Source organism: Lentzea xerophila (assembly GCF_051094245.1).
GTDB lineage: Bacteria > Actinomycetota > Actinomycetes > Mycobacteriales > Pseudonocardiaceae > Lentzea > Lentzea xerophila.
Genome location: NZ_CP194934.1, coordinates 5,069,230 through 5,085,236 on the forward strand (window position 1 = coordinate 5,069,230; position 16,007 = coordinate 5,085,236).

Sequence of the window (16,007 nt, forward strand, 5' to 3'; positions counted from 1 at the left end):
AGGGGGCGGTAGCGAGACTGTAACGGATAATGATCCGATGTTCGACCTCCACCGCCTGCGGCTGCTGCGCGAGCTGTCCCGCCGGGGAACGCTCGCCGCCGTCGCGCAGGCGCTGAACTACAGCCCGTCGTCGGTGTCACAGCAGCTCTCCCTGCTGGAGACGGAGGTCGGCGTGCCGCTGCTGGAACCGGTCGGACGGCGGGTGAAGCTGACCCCGCAGGCCGAGATACTGGTGCGGCACACCGAGGAGGTGCTGACGAGGCTGGACCAGGCCGAGTCGGAGGTCGCCGCGTCGCTGCACGAGATCACCGGGACGCTGCGGGTCGCGACGTTCCAGACCGCCGCGCTGGCGCTGATCCCGGCGACGCTCGCGCGCATGAGGGACGAGCACCCGTCGCTGCGGATCGAGTTCCAGGTGCTCGACCCGGCGGAAGCGCTATCCGCGTTGAACGCCAGGGACTTCGACCTCGTCTTCGTGGAGGAGTGGCCGGACCAGCCGGAGGCGCGGTTCACCGGCCTGGAGTACCGGGAACTGACCCGGGACCCGATCCGGCTCGCCGTCCCGCGTGGACTGCCGGTGGACGAGATCGGCTCCTATCCGTGGATCATGGAGACCGAGGGCTTCCCGCAGCGGATCTTCAACGTGAACTGGTGCCGCCACAACGGCTTCGAGCCGGACGTGCGGTTCTCCTCGACCGACGTGCTGGTCAAGCTGCGGTTCGTCGAGCGGGGCCTCGCGGTCGCGTTGCTGCCAGACCTGGTCTGGTACGACCGCGAGATCACCGTCGACCTGCACGAGCTGCCGGCACCGAAGTCCCGGCTGCTGTTCACTGCGGCACGGGCAGGACGAGGTCAGCATCCCGCTGTGCGGGCGTTTCGCGAGACGCTGGCGTTTTCCGTAGCGCCGCTCCAACCCCGGCCGTGATCACCAGCGCGATGCCGCACAACGAGACCACGCCCAGGTGCTGGCCCAGCAGGAGCGCGCCGGCCAGCGCCGCGGCGGCGGGTTCGAGCGCGAGCACGACCCCGAACGTGCTGGGCTGCAACGTCTTGAGCGCCCTGATTTCCAGGGTGTAGGGAATCGCGGACGCGAGCAGCGCCACCAGCGTGCCGAGCAGGAGCATCTTCGGCTCGAACAACGCGCCGCCGGCCGTCGACAGCCCGTACGGCAACGTGAGCGCCGCCGCGATCAGGCTCGCGCCCGCGAGACCACCGGTGCCGAGCCCGGCGGTCGCGATCTTGCGTCCGGCGAGGATGTAGCAGGCCCAGAACACGGCCGCGATCAACGCGAGCGCGACACCGATCAGGTCGAGCGTCGCACCCGTGTACTCGCGCACGCCCAGGACGACGACGCCCACGAGTGCCAGCCCGACCCACACGAAGTCCCTGGCCCTTCTGCTCAGCACCGCCGCGAGCCCGAGCGGCCCGAGGAACTCGATCGTCACCGCCACGCCGAGCGGGATCCGGTCGAGCGCCAGGTAGAACGTGCCGTTCATGCCGGCCATGGTCATCCCGAGCACGAGCGTCTCCGGCCGGAACTTCGGCCGCACGACGACCGCGAGCATCAGCGCCGCGATCCCGAGCCGCAGCGCCGTCGCACCGGGCGCGCCGATCTGCCCGAACAGCTGGCTGGCGAACGCCGCGCCGAACTGCAGTGAGATGACCGAGCCGAGGACCAGGAAGACCGACATGCGTACAGCCTCGTTGACCAGGTCTATTCGGTACAGCGAATGTTTACGAGCGATATCGTTCGGTTCTGTCGAACGTTTAGACTGACCGTGCGATGAGACGCAAACCCTCCTCCCCCCTCCCCCAGCGCAACGGCCTGGACGCGGCCCGGTTGAAGCTGCCCCCCGAAGGTCCGTGGCTGTCCCTGCGCGAACACCTCGTGGACCGCCTGCCCCGCGTGGCCGCCGAACGCATCGACGAGATGCTGACCGAGGAACGGATCTGGGACGTCTCCGGACCGCTGGGCCTCGACACGCCGTTCGTGCCCGACTCCTACATCTGGTTCCACCGCGACCTGCCCGTCGAGGTACCCGTCCCGTTCGAGGTGGGCGTGGTGTACCAGGACGACGACATCGTGGTCGCCGACAAGCCGCACTTCCTCGCGACGATCCCGCGCGGCCAGCACGTGATGCAGACCGCTTTGGTCAAGCTCCGCGACTCGCTGGGCCTGCCCGATCTCTCCCCCGCGCACCGGCTGGACCGCGTCACGGCCGGGCTCGTGCTGTTCGTGGTGCGCCGCGAGCTGCGCGGCAAGTACCAGACGATGTTCCGCGACCGGGTGGTGTCCAAGGAGTACGAGGCGATCGCCGGCTACGACCCGGCGCTGGAACTGCCGCGGGTCGTGCGGTCGCGGATCATCAAGGAACGCGGGATCATCACCGCGTTCGAGGTCGACGGTGAGCCGAACGCCGAGACGCACGTGTCCCTAGTGGAGCATCGCGGTGCGTTGGGCCGCTACCGCCTGAAGCCGTTGACAGGGCGCACCCACCAGCTCCGGCTGCACATGTCCGGTCTCGGTGTGCCTATCGTGAACGACGACTTCTACCCGGTGTTGCGGGATCGTCCGCTGGACGACTTCTCGTCTCCGTTGCAGTTGCTGGCCCGCACATTGTCCTTTGTGGACCCTGTGTCGGGGGTCGAGCGGTCGTTCAGCTCGGGGCTGGAGCTTTCCGCCTGGTCATGACCGGTGCGTGCGCCGGACCGGGATCTCAGCCGCGCCCCAAAGCTCCGTCATCCGGTCGTGCAACCGCCGCGCCAGCCGGCTCACCCGAGGATGCGTCTCGGTGAACCCCGCCACCACCCGCGTCCGGAACAGCAACCGGCCGCGCGCCGTCACGTTGCCCCAGCTCCAGTCGGCACCCAGAACCGTGGTGAGACGGTCCGTCTCGCCACGCTGCGAACGCTGGACCAGCGCGTCGCCCTGCACGAGCCACCGCACGCAGGCGTCCTCCAGGGGAGCGACGAAGCCGCGTTCCGCGAAGTAGGCCTGCTCAGCGGCCACCCGCAGCTCTTCTGGCGTCTCGGTGACGAGCGCGCAGGTCGGGAACCCGATCCTCAGGTACACGAGCTCGGTCAGCCCGTCGCCGAGCGCCGCGCCCTCCAGGTCGACGAACCGCGCGCCCCGGTCCGAATACATGTCGTTGCCGGGACACGGGTCGCCGTGCAGCAGGTCGAACTTACCCGTGTCCTCGAACGCCAGCTCGTCCTCGGCGTCCCCGATCTCGACGTCCAGCGCCCGCACGAACCTCAGGAACGGCGCCGGGTCCGGGACCTGCTGACGCGGCAGCATCCCCGCGTCGGCAGGTCCCGTCGCGGCGTGCAGCCTGGCGAGCGAGCGGGCGTAGTCGACCACCCAGTCCTCCCGCGGAGGGTCGGACCGGAGCCGTTCGAGCACCACCGTCCGCGTGTCCTCGTCGACGTCGAGGACACGCGGCACCATTCCGGTGTGCTCGGCCAGCCGCAGCGCGGTGACCTCGCGGGCGAAGGCGGCCGCATCGCCGATGACCTGCTTGACGATGCGGTCGCCGTCCGCCCAGACGCGGGACCGGTCACCACTGTCGAGGAGTTCCACTCCTCCAGTATCAGGCGAGCGTCAGCGCGTACAGCTCCACCCGCGGATCATCGGGCAGCGTCACCGACCGGACCGTCTTCGACGCGTCCAGCCGCAGCGACTGGCCGAAGAGCCGGACCGGCGGCGCGTCGACGCCCTGACCAGCCTTGATCCGGTGCGGCATCTCCAGCACCACCGGACCGCCGCCCGCCCAGTCCGGCACCGAGGCCGCGACCTCGGCCGAGGTCCCGTCCGTGTACCAGACGGTGAAGGCGGCCGAGACCGGCCCGTTGTGCGACGAACCCACGACGTGCAGCCACGAGAACTGGCCGGTGGGCAGCAGCAGCCCCTGGCCCCTGGCCTCCACGAAGTTCGGCGTGGTCCCGGAGGGGTCCGGCGCCTGGTAGGTGATGCCGCCCCACGTCACGGGCCCGGCGGGCGGCAGCAGAGCGGCGTCGTAGCTCCAGCCACCGCCGTCGAAGTCGCCGGAAGCGGAGTCCGCGACCGTGGCCGTGCCGTCGTGGTTGCGTTCCGGACCGACGTCCACCGAACACGTGGAGAACGCGCACAACGCGGCCGGTTTCACCTCGATCACGGCCTTCAGCGACACGGACTCGACCTTCACCGCGACCTCATAGGAGCCCACCGGGGTGCCGGCGGGTACCGACACCGTCAGCGGCACGGTCTTCTGGGTCGGCAGGTGCCGCGACACGATGACGAACGGCTTGGCACCGCTCACCTTCCACCCCGCGGGCGCCGTCACCTCCGGCCTCACCGCCACCCCCGACGGCGACTGGGCCAGCACGTCGAGCTGCAGCGTCAGCGCCTGCGCGGAGTCCGAGGTCGGCATGACGATCTCGGAGTTCCGCAGCGACGCGGACAGGTCCCGGCGCGAGTCGGCGTTGCCGTCGCTCAGCGAGGGCGGCGCGTCCGAACGCCCGGTGCCCCACGACGACGGCTTCGTCGACACCTCGTGGGCCAGCTTCCCGCCACGCTGCAACGACGACCAGGACAGCCAGGTCTTGCGGACGTCACGGCCACCGAACGACACGTTCTTGACGTACCGCTTGGCATCGGAGACACCGGGAGCCGTCACGGTCAGCGTGCCGCCCTGCGAGCCGTACCTGCCGATCCGGACGGTCGCCGACTCGAACTGCGGCGACGACAGGGCGAGGAAGTCCGCGCCGTTGAACGTCGGGTACAGGCCGAGCGACGAGAAGATGTACCAGGCCGACATCGTGCCGAGGTCGTCGTTGCCGGTCATGCCGTCCGGGCCGGTCGTGAACAACGTCATCGCCGCCCGCACGACCGTCGCGGTCTTCGACGGTGTGCCCGTCCACAGGTACATGTACGGCGCGTGCAGGTCCGGCTCGTTGTTCGGGTTGTAGGTCGGTTTGCCGTAGTAGTCGTACGGCTCGGTGATCCAGTCGTGCCGTGCGGTACCGGCCGGGTCGACGAGCAGCTTGTCGTAGGCGAAGAACGAGTCCAGCCGTTTCTCGGTGTCACGACGACCGCCCATGAGCGACACCAGACCGGCCGGGTCCTGCGGCACGAGCCACTGGTACTGGTACGCGCCGCCCTCGTGGAACTGGTGCGAGGCGTCGACCGGGTTGTACGGCGTCAGCCAGGTGCCGTCGGTGGTCCGCGGCCGGAACTGGCCGATCGAGGAGTCCCACAGGTTGCGGTACCACTGGCCGCGATCGGCGAACATGCGCGCGTCGGACCGGTGGCCCAGCCCCTTGGCCATCAACGCCAGCGACGCGTCGGCCGCCGAGTACTCCAGGGTGGCCGAGGCCGGGTGCACGCAGTCGTTGTCGCCGCCCTTGTGCGCGCAGTCCGTTCCCAGTTTCAGGCCGGACGGGATGTAGCCACGGTCCGTGTAGTAGGTGACACCGGACCGTCCGTTGTAGGGCGAATCGGCGGGAGGCAACGACGTCGCGTTGGCGCGCAACAGCTTGTACGTCTCCTCCTCGTGCCCGCGCAACAGGCCCTTGGCCCAGGCCTCGACGAGGAACGGGGTGACCGGGTCGCCGGTCATGATGTTGGTCTCGGACGACGCCAGCGCCCAGCGCGGCAGCCATCCGCCCTCCCGGCCGCTGGCCACGACGGACAGGACGACGTCACGGGCGACCTGGGGCTCCAGGATCTGCAACAGCTGGTTCTGTGGTCTGTAGGTGTCCCACAACGAGAAGTTCTGGTACGGCGTGTGGTCCGTCGCCGTGCGCACCTGACCGTCGAAGCCCATGTACCTGCCGTCGACGTCGCCGGCGAGGTTCGGGTGCAGCACCGAGTGGTACAGCGCGGTGTAGAACGCGACCTGCCGGTCACGCGGCCCTCCGGACACCCGCACGGCGTCCAGCTGCTTGCGCCACACGTCCTTGGCGCTCGCCACGACACCGTCGAAGTCGTAGGAAGGAGCCTCCGCCGCGAGGTTCTTCCGCGCGCCCTCGATCCCGGTGTAGGACAGGCCGAGCTTTAGCACGACGTCCCGGTCGCTCGAGGCGTCGAACGTGACCCAGGCGCCGTTCCCGCCGGTGCCGGCGGCCTCGCGCGCACCCGGCGTGGGAACGCTCCCCCGCCACGCGCCGAACGTCGCGAACGGCCGGTCGAACGACGCCGTGAAGTACACGGTGTGCTCGTCCTTGCCCGCGCAGAACCGGCCGTTGCGCACCCGGCCCTCGATGGTCCGGTCACCGACGACGCGGATCTCCGAGTCGAGCACCGTCTGGTTGGAGCGCCCGGTGTTGAACAGGACGTTGGCCGCACCCGTCGACGGGAACGTGTAGCGCTGCCAGCCGGTCCGCTGGGTGGCCGTGAGCTCGGCGTTCACCCCGTAGCGGGACAGCCCGACGCGGTAGTACCCAGGCTGCGCTGCTTCGTCCGAATGGCTGAACTCGGACTTGTAAGCGTTGATGTCAACGTTGTCAACGGACCCGACTGTCGGCATGACCGGCAGCTCGCCCATGACGCCGCAGCCCACGCCCGACAGGTGTGTCTGCGAGAACCCGTAGATGGAGGTGGCCTCGTAGTCGTACCCGCCCTGACCTCCCGTATCAGGGCTGATCTGCACCATTCCGAACGGCATCGAGGCGCCGGGGAAGGTGTTGCCGAAGTTCTGCGTACCCACGAAGGGGTTCACCAGGGACGAGGGGTCCTCGTCCGCCTGAGCCGCTTGCGCAGGGACTGTCAACCCAAGTAACAGCCCGACTACAACCAGTGTCCGCATAGGGGGCAGTATTGCCTGATCGTCGCCGCGCCGACACCCCTGCGTACCAACGGCGCGACGGTGAACACCGGCACCTGGCCGGTGTTCACCGATCCCGGCTAGGGGTCTAGCAGCGCTTGCTGGAGTAGCTGATGTACGTGTCGTACTTGTAGACGTAGACCATCCCGTAGGCGGCAGTGCAGACGTTCAGCGTGTTGGCGGGCTTGCCCCAGAGCTCGACCAGGCCCCACTGCGTCGAGTTGCCGCCCTTGTAGTCGTTCGGCGTCGTGTCGCTCGCGCTGCTGTAGATCGCGATCGCGGTCTGGATGTTCCAGTCCTTGCCCGAGTTGCGGAAGCTCTCCCACACGTACACGTAGGAATAGTTCGAACCGCAGCCGGCGAACTGCTTCACCGACGCGATGTTGTTGCCCTGGAACTTGATGTACCCGGTCGACCCGATCTGCGCGGCACTGGCACAGCCGGGCGGCGTCTCCGCGTTCGCCACCCCCGGAAAGACGAAACCGAGCAGCACGAACACGATGGCGATGATTCCCCTCTTCATGCGGGTGATCATCGCCGTTGGCACTGACAAGTCGCTGACACGCGAGTAGGCAGGACTCATGCCAGTACAGCTCAACCACACCATCGTCCACTCGTCCGACCAGGACCGCTCCGCCCGCTACCTCACCGCGCTGCTCGGCCTGCCCGACCCGGTGCGCTTCGGCCCGTTCCTCGTCGTGGAGGTCGCGAACGGCGTCTCCCTCGACTACATGACCGCGTCCGGCCCGATCGCCGAACAGCACTACGCCTTCCTCGTCACCGAGGACGAGTTCGACGAGATCTTCGGCCGCATCCGGGATCAGCGCATCGAGTACTGGGCCGACCCGTTCCACAGCAGGCCCGGCGAGATCAACCACAACGACGGCGGGCGCGGCGTCTACTGGAGCGATCCCGACGGCCACAACCTCGAGATCATCACCCGGCCGTACGGCTCCGGTGCCTGACGACCGGTTCATGCATCTAAAGGTATAGACCACCTCTTGTGCTCGGAGTCCTTGCCTGCCACCGTGAGAGCGGTAACACACGGTGGGCGCGCAAATTCTCTGAGGAGTTGGTCCCCATGTTCGGAACACGCGCCGCCGCCCTGATCGCCGCGCTGATCGGCGTCTTCACGCTCGTTCAGCCGGCGACGGCGGCGCCGTTCATCGTCACGGAAGCTCAGTTCAACCGGATGTTCCCGTCCCGCAACGGCTTCTACACCTACAGCGGCATGAAGAACGCGATGAACTCGTTCGGTTCCTTCGCGAACCAGGGCAGCGAAACGGTGAAGAAGCAGGAGCTCGCGGCGTTCCTCGCGAACGTCTCCCACGAGACCGGCGGGCTCGTGCACATCCGCGAGATCAACCAGAGCGGCGACTACTGCGACGAGAGCAAACCCTACGGTTGCCCCGCAGGGACGCGGGCCTACTACGGCCGCGGACCGATCCAGCTGTCGTGGAACTACAACTACAAGGCCGCGGGCGACTACCTGCGTCTCAACCTGCTGAACAACCCGGACCAGGTGGCGACGAACGCCACCACGTCGTGGAAAACCGCGATCTGGTACTGGATGACGCAGAACGGCCCTGGCACCACGACCCCGCACAACGCGATGGTCAACTCGCGCGGCTTCGGCCAGACCATCCGCAGCATCAACGGATCTGTGGAGTGCGACGGCCGCAACCCCGGCGCGGTGCAGAGCCGCGTCTCGAAGTACCAGCAGTTCACCGGGATCATCGGTGTCGCACAAGGATCCAGCCTCTACTGCTAACGAGACAAGAATAGGTCTAGACCCTTGACTGGTCTGGACCACTGATGCCACTCTCAGCACTGTTCACATCCTTGATTCCTCGGACGCAAAAGATTCCCAGGAGTGGGTGACCTTGCTGAAAAAACGCATCTTGGCATCGCTCGCGGCGGGTGTGATGGCGGCTGCTCTGGCCGTCATCACACCGACCGCGTCCTCACAGGCGGAAGTGTCCGCGCAGGCCTGCACATTCACTGACTGGGTTCAGGGTCAGTGGTACACCGCCGGCTCGATCGTGAGATTCGAAGGCGCTTACTACATCGCGGAACACGACAACCCGGGCTACAGCCCCACGGTGTCCACCTGGTACTGGGAACCGACGGGCTGTGACGGTGGCGGAGGTGGCGGCGGCGGCACCTGCACGTTCACCGACTGGGTGCAGGGCCAGTGGTACACCGCTGGTTCTGTCGTGAGGTTCGAAGGCAACTACTACATCGCCGAGCACGACAACCCCGGTTACAGCCCAACGGTTTCCACTTGGTACTGGGAGCCGCACAACTGCAACGGCGGTGGTGGCGGTGGTGGCGGCGGCGGCTTCGTCGTCAGCGAAGCCCAGTTCAACCAGATGTTCCCCAACCGCAACAGCTTCTACTCCTACAGCGGGCTCGTGGACGCGATGAACTCGTTCCCCGCGTTCGCCAAGACGGGCAGTGACACCGTCAAGAAGCAGGAAGCCGCGGCGTTCCTCGCGAACGCGTCGCACGAGACCGGTGGCCTGGTCTACATCCGTGAGATCAACCAGGGCAACGACCTCTGCGACGAGACCAAGCCCTACGGCTGCCCGGCCGGTACCTACGCCTACTACGGCCGCGGTCCGCTCCAGCTGTCGTGGAACTTCAACTACAAGGCCGCGGGCGACCACCTGGGCCTCAACCTGTTGAACAACCCGGACCAGGTGGCGACCAACTCCGCGACCGCGTGGAAGACGGCGCTCTGGTACTGGACCACTCAGAACGGCCCCGGCACGATGACCGCGCACAGCGCGATGGTCAACTCGCGGGGCTTCGGCGAAACGATCCGCAGCATCAACGGCAGGTTGGAGTGCAACGGCGCCAACCCCGGCCAGGTACAGAGCCGCGTGTCGAAGTACCAGCAGTTCACGGGAACCCTCGGCGTGACGCCCGGCGGGAACCTCTACTGCTAGTGGTCGGCCTCACTAGGACTCGAGCGGTCCTAGTTCGGTCATAGCTTCACTGCATGACCATGGAGCTCAACGATCTGCTGCACGAGCTGAACGATCAGCGCAGGACCTTCCGCGTCACGATGCGGGGTCTGACCGCCGCCGACGCGGTGAAGCGCACGACCGTCAGCGAGCTCACGCTGGGTGGGTTGCTCAAGCACCTCACCTGGTGTGAGCGCGGCTGGACCCACATCCTCACCGAGCAGCCCCTCCCCCCGCCCGGCATGCTGGACGTCGGCCAGTACACCTGGACGGGGAACGACTTCGAGGAGTTGCTCGCGTCGTACGACGAGGCGGTGCGCGGGACCGACAAGGCCCTGCGCACCGCCTCTCTCGACAGGCTCGTACCGCTGCCGTCCGCGCCGTGGGACCCGGACCCGCAGCCCATGTCGATCCGGCGGATCGTGCTGCACCTCATCCGGGAGACCGCGCAGCACGCCGGCCACGCGGACATCCTCCGGGAGACGCTGGACGGCCAGTCGACGACCGCGTCCCTGTACGAGTTCTAGCCTGGCCCTATGCGGCCAGCTGCGCCTTCACCTGCGCCAGCGACGGGTTCGTGAGCGCCTTGCCGTTCGGGAAGTGGACCGTCGGCACCGTGCGGTTGCCGCCGTTCACGCTCATCACGAAGTCGGCCGCGCCGGGCGTCTCCTCGATGTTGATCTCGACGTACTCGATGCCTTCGCGGTCGAGCGAGCTCTTCAGGATGCGGCAGTAGCCGCACCACGAGGTCGAGTAGACGGTCAGCTGGTCGGGAGCCATCAGGCGCACTCCTCGTCGGGGTTGGACTGTGTCACCGGTGTCAACGCCCGGCGAGGGGTGCTTCTTCCCGGCCCGCCGGCCAGATCGACACACAATCGTCAGGTCAATTCCCCGCACCGTGGGTGAGCATGGTTCCCGCGCGCCCGAGAACTTCGGACGTGCAATTCGTCGTGCATTTTCCTGCGCGTGACCCAACAATGTGGTCACCCATTCGGCGGCCCGTCACCACGCAGGGTTTCCGATATCGTCTGAATTCCGCCGCCGCTACCGCACTCATGGAAAGAAAGGCTGACCATGTTGAAAACGGTGGCGGCTGCTGCCCTCGCGCTGTCCGCGGTCCTGACCGCGCCTACCGCGAACGCAGCTTCCGATGTACCTGATTTCGTGACGATCGACGTCGTCACCGTCAACGGTTCCGGTTGTCCCGCCGGCACCGCGGCGGTCGCGGCCGCGGACGACCGCACGGCGTTCACGGTCACATACAGCCAGTACCTCGCGCAGGCCGGACAGGGCTCCGCGCCCACCGACTTCCGCAAGAACTGCCAGCTCAACATCAAGGTGAGCTATCCGCAGGGCTTCACCTTCGGCATCGCCCAGGCCGACTACCGCGGGTTCGCCCACCTGCAGCAGGGGGCCACGGGGACGGAAAGAGGAAACTACTACTTCCAGGGCATGTCCCAGGGCACGACCCGTACCCACACGTTCAACGGCCCGAAGAGCGACAACTGGCAGGCCACCGACCGTGCGCAGGTGGCGGAAATCATCTACGCGCCCTGCGGAGAAGTCCGGCACCTGAACATCAACACCGAACTGCGCGTGAACGCGGGAACCGCGTCGAAGGCCAACAGCTTCATGACGATGGATTCCACGGACAACAGCGTGAGCACTAAGTACCAGTTCTCCTGGAAGCGCTGCTGACCGAGGCACCGACTGCCGCCGCCGTTCATCTAGTTGAACTTCAGACGGAAAGGTGCCCCATGCTCAACACACTGGCCGCGGCCGCGCTCGCGATGTCGACGATCATCTTCCCGCCCGGAGGCGCCCCCGGCGACACGCCTCCGCCGGACCACATCACCATCGACGTCGTGACGGTCAACGGGTCGGGCTGCCGGGCGGGAACGGCCGCCGTCGCCGTGAGCCCGGACAACAAGGCGTTCACCGTGACCTACAGCGAGTTCATGGCGCAGGTCGGCCCGCAGGCCCTGCCGACCGACTTCCGCAAGAACTGCCAGCTGAACCTGCGCGTCAACGTGCCGTCGGGCTTCACCTACGGCATCGCGTCCACCGACTACCGCGGCTTCGCGCACCTCGAACGCGGCGCCACGGCCCTGGAGAAGGCGAACTACTACTTCCAGGGCATGTCGCAGACGGAGTACAAGCAGCACAACTACCGCGGCCCGTTCAGCGACGACTGGCAGGCGACGGACACGACCGACGTGGCCGCGATCGTCTACCACCCGTGCGGCGAGAAGCGGAACTTCAACATCAACACGGAGCTGCGGGTCATGGCCGGCACGTCCGACAAGACGCTCACCAGCTTCATCTCGATGGACTCGACGGACGGGTCGATCGAGACGACCTACCACTTCGCGTGGAAGCAGTGCCCACCTAAACCGTAGTCACCGACCAGGTGCCGGGCATTCCGCGAACGGGGTGCCCGGCACGCCACTTAGATCAGGAACCGGTACGCCGTCGACCCCGGCTCGACGTGCTGGATCTTGAGCGGGGACTCCTTCATCCGCCCCCACAGCAGGTCGTAGTCCTCGCGCCGGCCCAGCTCGATGCACACCAGCGCGGCACCGGTCTCCCGGTTGTCGCGCTTCATGTACTCGAACTGCACGATGTCGTCGTCCTTGCCCAGCACGTCGTCGAGGAACCGCCGCAGCGCGCCCGGCTCCTGCGGGAACTCCACCAGGAACCAGTGCTTGAGCCCGCGGTGGATCATCGACCGCTCGACGATCTCGGCATAGCGCGAAACGTCGTTGTTGCCGCCGGACAGCAGGCACACGACCGTCGAGTCCGGTGCGACGGAGATCTCCTCCAGCAACGCCGCCGAGGCCAGTGCGCCCGCGGGTTCCGCGATGATGCCGTCGATCTGGTACAGCTCCAGCATCTCCGTGCAGACCGCGCCCTCGGCCACCGTGAGGAGCTCGGCGCCGCTGTCGCGCACCATCGGGAACGTCACGTCACCGGCGCGGCGGACCGCGGCGCCGTCGACGAACGAGTCGACCTCGGGCAGCGTCACGGGGTGGCCCGCCTCGACGGCGGCGATCATGCTGGCCGCGCCCGCCGGCTCGACGCCGATGATGCGGGTGCGCGGGAAGCGTTCCTTGAACCAGGTGCCGACGCCGGAGAGCAGGCCACCGCCACCGATGGGCACGACGACCACGTCGGGCGCGCCGCCGAGCTGCTGCACGATCTCGAGGCCGACGGTGCCCTGGCCGGCGACCGTGCGGGGGTCGTCGAAGGCCGGGACCAGGGTCGCGCCCGTGGTCTGCGCGTACTCCTTGGCCAGTGCCGCCGCGTCGTCGTAGGTGTCGCCGTCCACGATCAGCTGCACCATGCCCTGGCCGAGGGCGGAGATGCGGTCGCGCTTCTGGCGCGGGGTGGTGCGCGGCACGTGCACGCGGCCCTCGATGCCCAGGCGGCGGCACGCGTAGGCCATGCCCTGGCCGTGGTTGCCGGCCGAGGCGCAGACCGCGCCACCGAACGCGAACTCGGTCTGGCACAGCAGGTTGAACGCGCCGCGCAGCTTGTAGGAGCGGCCGACCTGGAGGTCCTCGCGCTTGAACCACACCCGCGCGCCGGTCCTCTCGGACAGCCGCTGGTTCACCTCGAGCGGTGTCGTCCGTGCGACTCCACCGAGCCGGGCTGCGGCGGCGGACACCTCATCAGCGAAGGACATGTCAATACATCTTCCGTGAACGACTTGGGTCTGGCACGCGTAACCCTAGAAGGACAGGGGAGGTGCCCGTGTTTCGCCTTTTGGGCGTGCTATCGCTGCTCATGATGCTCTCCGCGGTTCCCGCGCACGCCCACGGCGCGCCGACCGACCCCGCGAGCAGGGCTTATCTGTGCTCGCCAGGTCTGTCCACAGCATCATCCCCGCCGTGCCGCAGTGCCATTCAGGCGGGGTTGCCGTCCACGGAGTGGGACAACATCCGGCTGGCGAACGTGCGGGGCCTCGACACCCGGCGCGTTCCGGACGGCAAGCTGTGCAGCGCGGGCCTGCCGCGCTACGCCGGGCTCGACCTGCCCAGCGCGCAGTGGCCGGTGACGAAGCTCAGGAGCACCGGCTTCACCTACCGCGCGACGATCCCGCACCAGGGCTCGTTCCGGTTCTACGTGACGCGCGAGGGGTACACGCCGGCCCGGCCGCTGCGGTGGGCCGACCTGGACCAGTTCCTGTCCGTGCCCTCTCCCCCGCTGGTCGGCGGCTCCTACCAGTTCCAGGTGCACCTGCCGAAGGACCGGACCGGGCGCCACCTGATCTACACCGTCTGGCAGAACAGCGACACGCCCGACACCTACTACTCGTGCACCGACGTGGAGATCGCCCGGCCGGCCGCGACAACGACGACCAGGCCGTCCGGCCCGAAGCCCAGCACGCCGCAACCCGTTCCCGTGGCGTCGAGCACTGGGCAACCTCCTTCCAGCGCAACGCGTCTCGGCCTGTCCACCGTGGTCGCCGCACTGGGCGGTCTCGTCGTGATCGGCGGGATCATGGTGTGGCGCAAAAGAATTCTGTGAACGTCCCGGCACCCACCAGGTCCGCGCCCTCGCTACGGTGATCTTCGGGCGCGCAACCGGCAACGAGAAGGTGTGTGCCCGCATGGCTCGAAAACTGTTGGCGTTACTGGCAATGCTCGCCGCGACGCTCGTCCCGGTCGCCGTCCCGGCAACCGGCGCGGCCCCGGCACCGTTCAAGGTGCTGGCCTTCTACAACGGCACCTGGGACGCGGCCCACATCGCGTTCGTCACCGAGGCGAACCCGTGGCTGACCCGCGCCGGTCAGGAGAACGGCTTCACCTACGAGGCGACGAGGGACTGGAACCGCCTCAGCACCCTCACCCCCGCACAGGCACAGGTCGTGGTCTTCCTCGACGACGCGCCCACCGGCGCCGCCGCGCGTGCGGGCTTCCAGCGGTACGTCGAGGCCGGCGGCGGCTTCTTCGGATTCCACGTGAGCGCGTTCACGCAGAACGCGAACGAGTGGTCCTGGTACCACAACACGTTCCTGGGCAAGGGCAACTTCGTCAGCAACACCTGGGGCCCGACCACCGCCGTGCTCAAGGTCGAGACCCGCACCCACCCGTCGACCCTGCGCCTGCCGGAGAGGTTCACCTCCTCGGTCAGCGAGTGGTACAGCTGGTCGCGCGACCTGCGCACGAATCCCGACATCCAGGTCCTGGCGAGCGTCGACCCGTCGAGCTTCCCGCTCGGCACCGACCCGGACCAGCAGTGGCGCAGCGGGTACTACCCGATCATGTGGACGAACAGGAACCACAAGATGATCTACGCCAACTTCGGCCACGACGCGATGGACTACGCGACCAACCGGCCGCTGTCGTCGACCTTCGCGAGCCAGACCCAGAACGCCTTCCTCATCGACAGCCTGCTGTGGCTGGGCGGTGGCGGGACCCCGCCGCGGGACGAGTGGAAGACGCTCGTCAACCGCGGCAACGGCAAGTGCGTCGACGCCCGGTCCGCGGGCCTCGACAACGGCACCGTCATCCAGCAGTACGCCTGCAACGGCACGGCCGCGCAGAACTTCCGCCTCACGGCCACGACGGACGGCTACTCGCGCGTCGACTACCGCAACAACCCGGCCAAGGTGCTGGACGTGAGCGACGTGTCCACCGCGGACAACGCCGGTATCCACCTGTGGGACTACGTCGGCGGCACCAACCAGCAGTGGCGGGTCACGACCGGCGCCGACGGCTACTCGACGCTGACGGCACGCCACTCGGGCAAGTGCCTGTCGGCGCCGGCGAGCGGCGCCGACGGCGGTCAGCTCGTCCAGGCGACCTGCACCGGGTCGGCGGCGCAGAGCTTCAGGATCGGCTAGCCGGATCGTGAGTGGTTCCGGTCGCCGGTGCGGCCGAAACCACTCACGACCACCCGCTCCTCCGGCATCGGGCCGTCCTCGGCCGGCTCCAGGAACCCGTACATGTCGTTGAGCTGGTGTAACGCCTGCATCGCGTCCCGCCACACCGGGCAGGGCCACGCACGGTGCCGCCCGTACCAGGACCGGCACGACCTGCACCGGTTCCGCTCGTTCGGCTCGTGCATCCGCAGCAGCCCGCGCCACCACGGCAGGGCGGCGCGGAGCTGCTCGCGCAGTTCGAAGACGGCGTTCGGCGACTCCGTCTGCGCGAGCTGGTTCATGGTCTTGTAGACGACGTCGATCACGGTTCGGTGAAACGACCCCTGCCGCTCAGCAAGCGCCATGGCC

Annotated in this window: 17 protein-coding genes; 10 read left to right on the top strand and 7 right to left on the bottom strand. The window is 67.8% G+C overall.

Annotation, left to right across the window (positions count from 1 at the left end; genetic code table 11):
• Positions 1-37: 37 nt before the first annotated feature.
• Positions 38-925 (top strand): LysR family transcriptional regulator, encoded by an 888-nt coding sequence (locus ACRSBM_RS24225; RefSeq protein ID WP_434446285.1) that lies wholly within the window; start codon positions 38-40, stop codon positions 923-925.
• Here ACRSBM_RS24225 and ACRSBM_RS24230 read toward each other — a convergent pair.
• Positions 828-1,691, bottom strand: coding sequence for an EamA family transporter (locus tag ACRSBM_RS24230; protein ID WP_434446286.1), 864 nt, complete (start codon positions 1,689-1,691; stop codon positions 828-830). The genes ACRSBM_RS24225 and ACRSBM_RS24230 overlap by 98 nt on opposite strands.
• 92 nt (positions 1,692-1,783) lie before the next feature.
• On the opposite strand from ACRSBM_RS24230, the gene ACRSBM_RS24235 reads away from it, so the two are divergent.
• On the top strand, positions 1,784-2,692 hold the full coding sequence (locus ACRSBM_RS24235) for an RluA family pseudouridine synthase (RefSeq protein WP_434446288.1): 909 nt from the start codon (positions 1,784-1,786) through the stop codon (positions 2,690-2,692).
• Here ACRSBM_RS24235 and ACRSBM_RS24240 read toward each other — a convergent pair.
• The 3 genes from ACRSBM_RS24240 to ACRSBM_RS24250 form a co-directional block, all read right to left on the bottom strand.
• Positions 2,687-3,580, bottom strand: a complete 894-nt coding sequence (locus ACRSBM_RS24240; protein WP_434446290.1) for a hypothetical protein — start codon at positions 3,578-3,580, stop codon at positions 2,687-2,689. The genes ACRSBM_RS24235 and ACRSBM_RS24240 overlap by 6 nt on opposite strands.
• 10 nt (positions 3,581-3,590) lie before the next feature.
• The gene (locus ACRSBM_RS24245) at positions 3,591-6,785 is read right to left on the bottom strand and encodes a GH92 family glycosyl hydrolase (protein WP_434446292.1); all 3,195 of its coding nucleotides are present in this window, start codon (positions 6,783-6,785) and stop codon (positions 3,591-3,593) included.
• Positions 6,786-6,891: 106 nt separating this feature from the next.
• Complete coding sequence (locus ACRSBM_RS24250; protein WP_434446294.1) at positions 6,892-7,326, bottom strand: hypothetical protein; 435 nt, start codon at positions 7,324-7,326, stop codon at positions 6,892-6,894.
• 58 nt (positions 7,327-7,384) lie between these two features.
• Here ACRSBM_RS24250 and ACRSBM_RS24255 point away from each other — a divergent pair, with 58 nt between their 5' ends.
• From ACRSBM_RS24255 to ACRSBM_RS24270, 4 genes are all read left to right on the top strand, one after another.
• Entirely contained in the window at positions 7,385-7,768 is a 384-nt protein-coding gene (locus tag ACRSBM_RS24255; protein ID WP_434446296.1) for a VOC family protein, read from the top strand.
• A gap of 116 nt (positions 7,769-7,884) precedes the next feature.
• On the top strand, positions 7,885-8,574 hold the full coding sequence (locus ACRSBM_RS24260; RefSeq protein ID WP_434446298.1) for a chitinase: 690 nt from the start codon (positions 7,885-7,887) through the stop codon (positions 8,572-8,574).
• 154 nt (positions 8,575-8,728) lie between these two features.
• On the top strand, positions 8,729-9,754 hold the full coding sequence (locus ACRSBM_RS24265; protein WP_434453204.1) for a chitinase: 1,026 nt from the start codon (positions 8,729-8,731) through the stop codon (positions 9,752-9,754).
• Positions 9,755-9,807: 53 nt separating this feature from the next.
• Positions 9,808-10,299 carry a DinB family protein gene (locus ACRSBM_RS24270; RefSeq protein ID WP_434446300.1) on the top strand — a complete coding sequence of 164 codons (492 nt, stop codon included), beginning with the start codon at positions 9,808-9,810 and terminating at the stop codon, positions 10,297-10,299.
• 7 nt (positions 10,300-10,306) lie between these two features.
• Here the strand turns inward: ACRSBM_RS24270 and ACRSBM_RS24275 are convergent, their stop codons facing one another.
• The gene (locus ACRSBM_RS24275; protein WP_434446302.1) at positions 10,307-10,552 is read right to left on the bottom strand and encodes a mycoredoxin; all 246 of its coding nucleotides are present in this window, start codon (positions 10,550-10,552) and stop codon (positions 10,307-10,309) included.
• Positions 10,553-10,846: 294 nt separating this feature from the next.
• Here ACRSBM_RS24275 and ACRSBM_RS24280 point away from each other — a divergent pair, with 294 nt between their 5' ends.
• Both ACRSBM_RS24280 and ACRSBM_RS24285 read left to right on the top strand, forming a co-directional pair.
• Positions 10,847-11,470: a DUF4360 domain-containing protein gene (locus ACRSBM_RS24280; protein ID WP_434446304.1), complete on the top strand. Its 624-nt coding sequence runs from the start codon at positions 10,847-10,849 to the stop codon at positions 11,468-11,470.
• A 59-nt stretch (positions 11,471-11,529) separates the two neighbouring features.
• Positions 11,530-12,171 (top strand): DUF4360 domain-containing protein, encoded by a 642-nt coding sequence (locus tag ACRSBM_RS24285; RefSeq protein WP_434446305.1) that lies wholly within the window; start codon positions 11,530-11,532, stop codon positions 12,169-12,171.
• 50 nt (positions 12,172-12,221) lie between these two features.
• Here the strand turns inward: ACRSBM_RS24285 and ilvA are convergent, their stop codons facing one another.
• Positions 12,222-13,457, bottom strand: a complete 1,236-nt coding sequence (gene ilvA, locus ACRSBM_RS24290) for a threonine ammonia-lyase IlvA (RefSeq protein ID WP_434446307.1) — start codon at positions 13,455-13,457, stop codon at positions 12,222-12,224.
• Positions 13,458-13,525: 68 nt separating this feature from the next.
• Here ilvA and ACRSBM_RS24295 point away from each other — a divergent pair, with 68 nt between their 5' ends.
• Both ACRSBM_RS24295 and ACRSBM_RS24300 read left to right on the top strand, forming a co-directional pair.
• The gene (locus ACRSBM_RS24295) at positions 13,526-14,302 is read left to right on the top strand and encodes a lytic polysaccharide monooxygenase auxiliary activity family 9 protein (protein WP_434446309.1); all 777 of its coding nucleotides are present in this window, start codon (positions 13,526-13,528) and stop codon (positions 14,300-14,302) included.
• Between the two features lie 82 nt (positions 14,303-14,384).
• Positions 14,385-15,620 carry a ThuA domain-containing protein gene (locus tag ACRSBM_RS24300; protein WP_434446311.1) on the top strand — a complete coding sequence of 412 codons (1,236 nt, stop codon included), beginning with the start codon at positions 14,385-14,387 and terminating at the stop codon, positions 15,618-15,620.
• On the opposite strand, the gene ACRSBM_RS24305 is transcribed toward ACRSBM_RS24300, so the two are convergent.
• Positions 15,617-16,003, bottom strand: a complete 387-nt coding sequence (locus ACRSBM_RS24305) for a hypothetical protein (protein ID WP_434446313.1) — start codon at positions 16,001-16,003, stop codon at positions 15,617-15,619. The two genes, ACRSBM_RS24300 and ACRSBM_RS24305, sit on opposite strands and share 4 nt — an antisense overlap.
• Positions 16,004-16,007 lie beyond the last annotated feature (4 nt).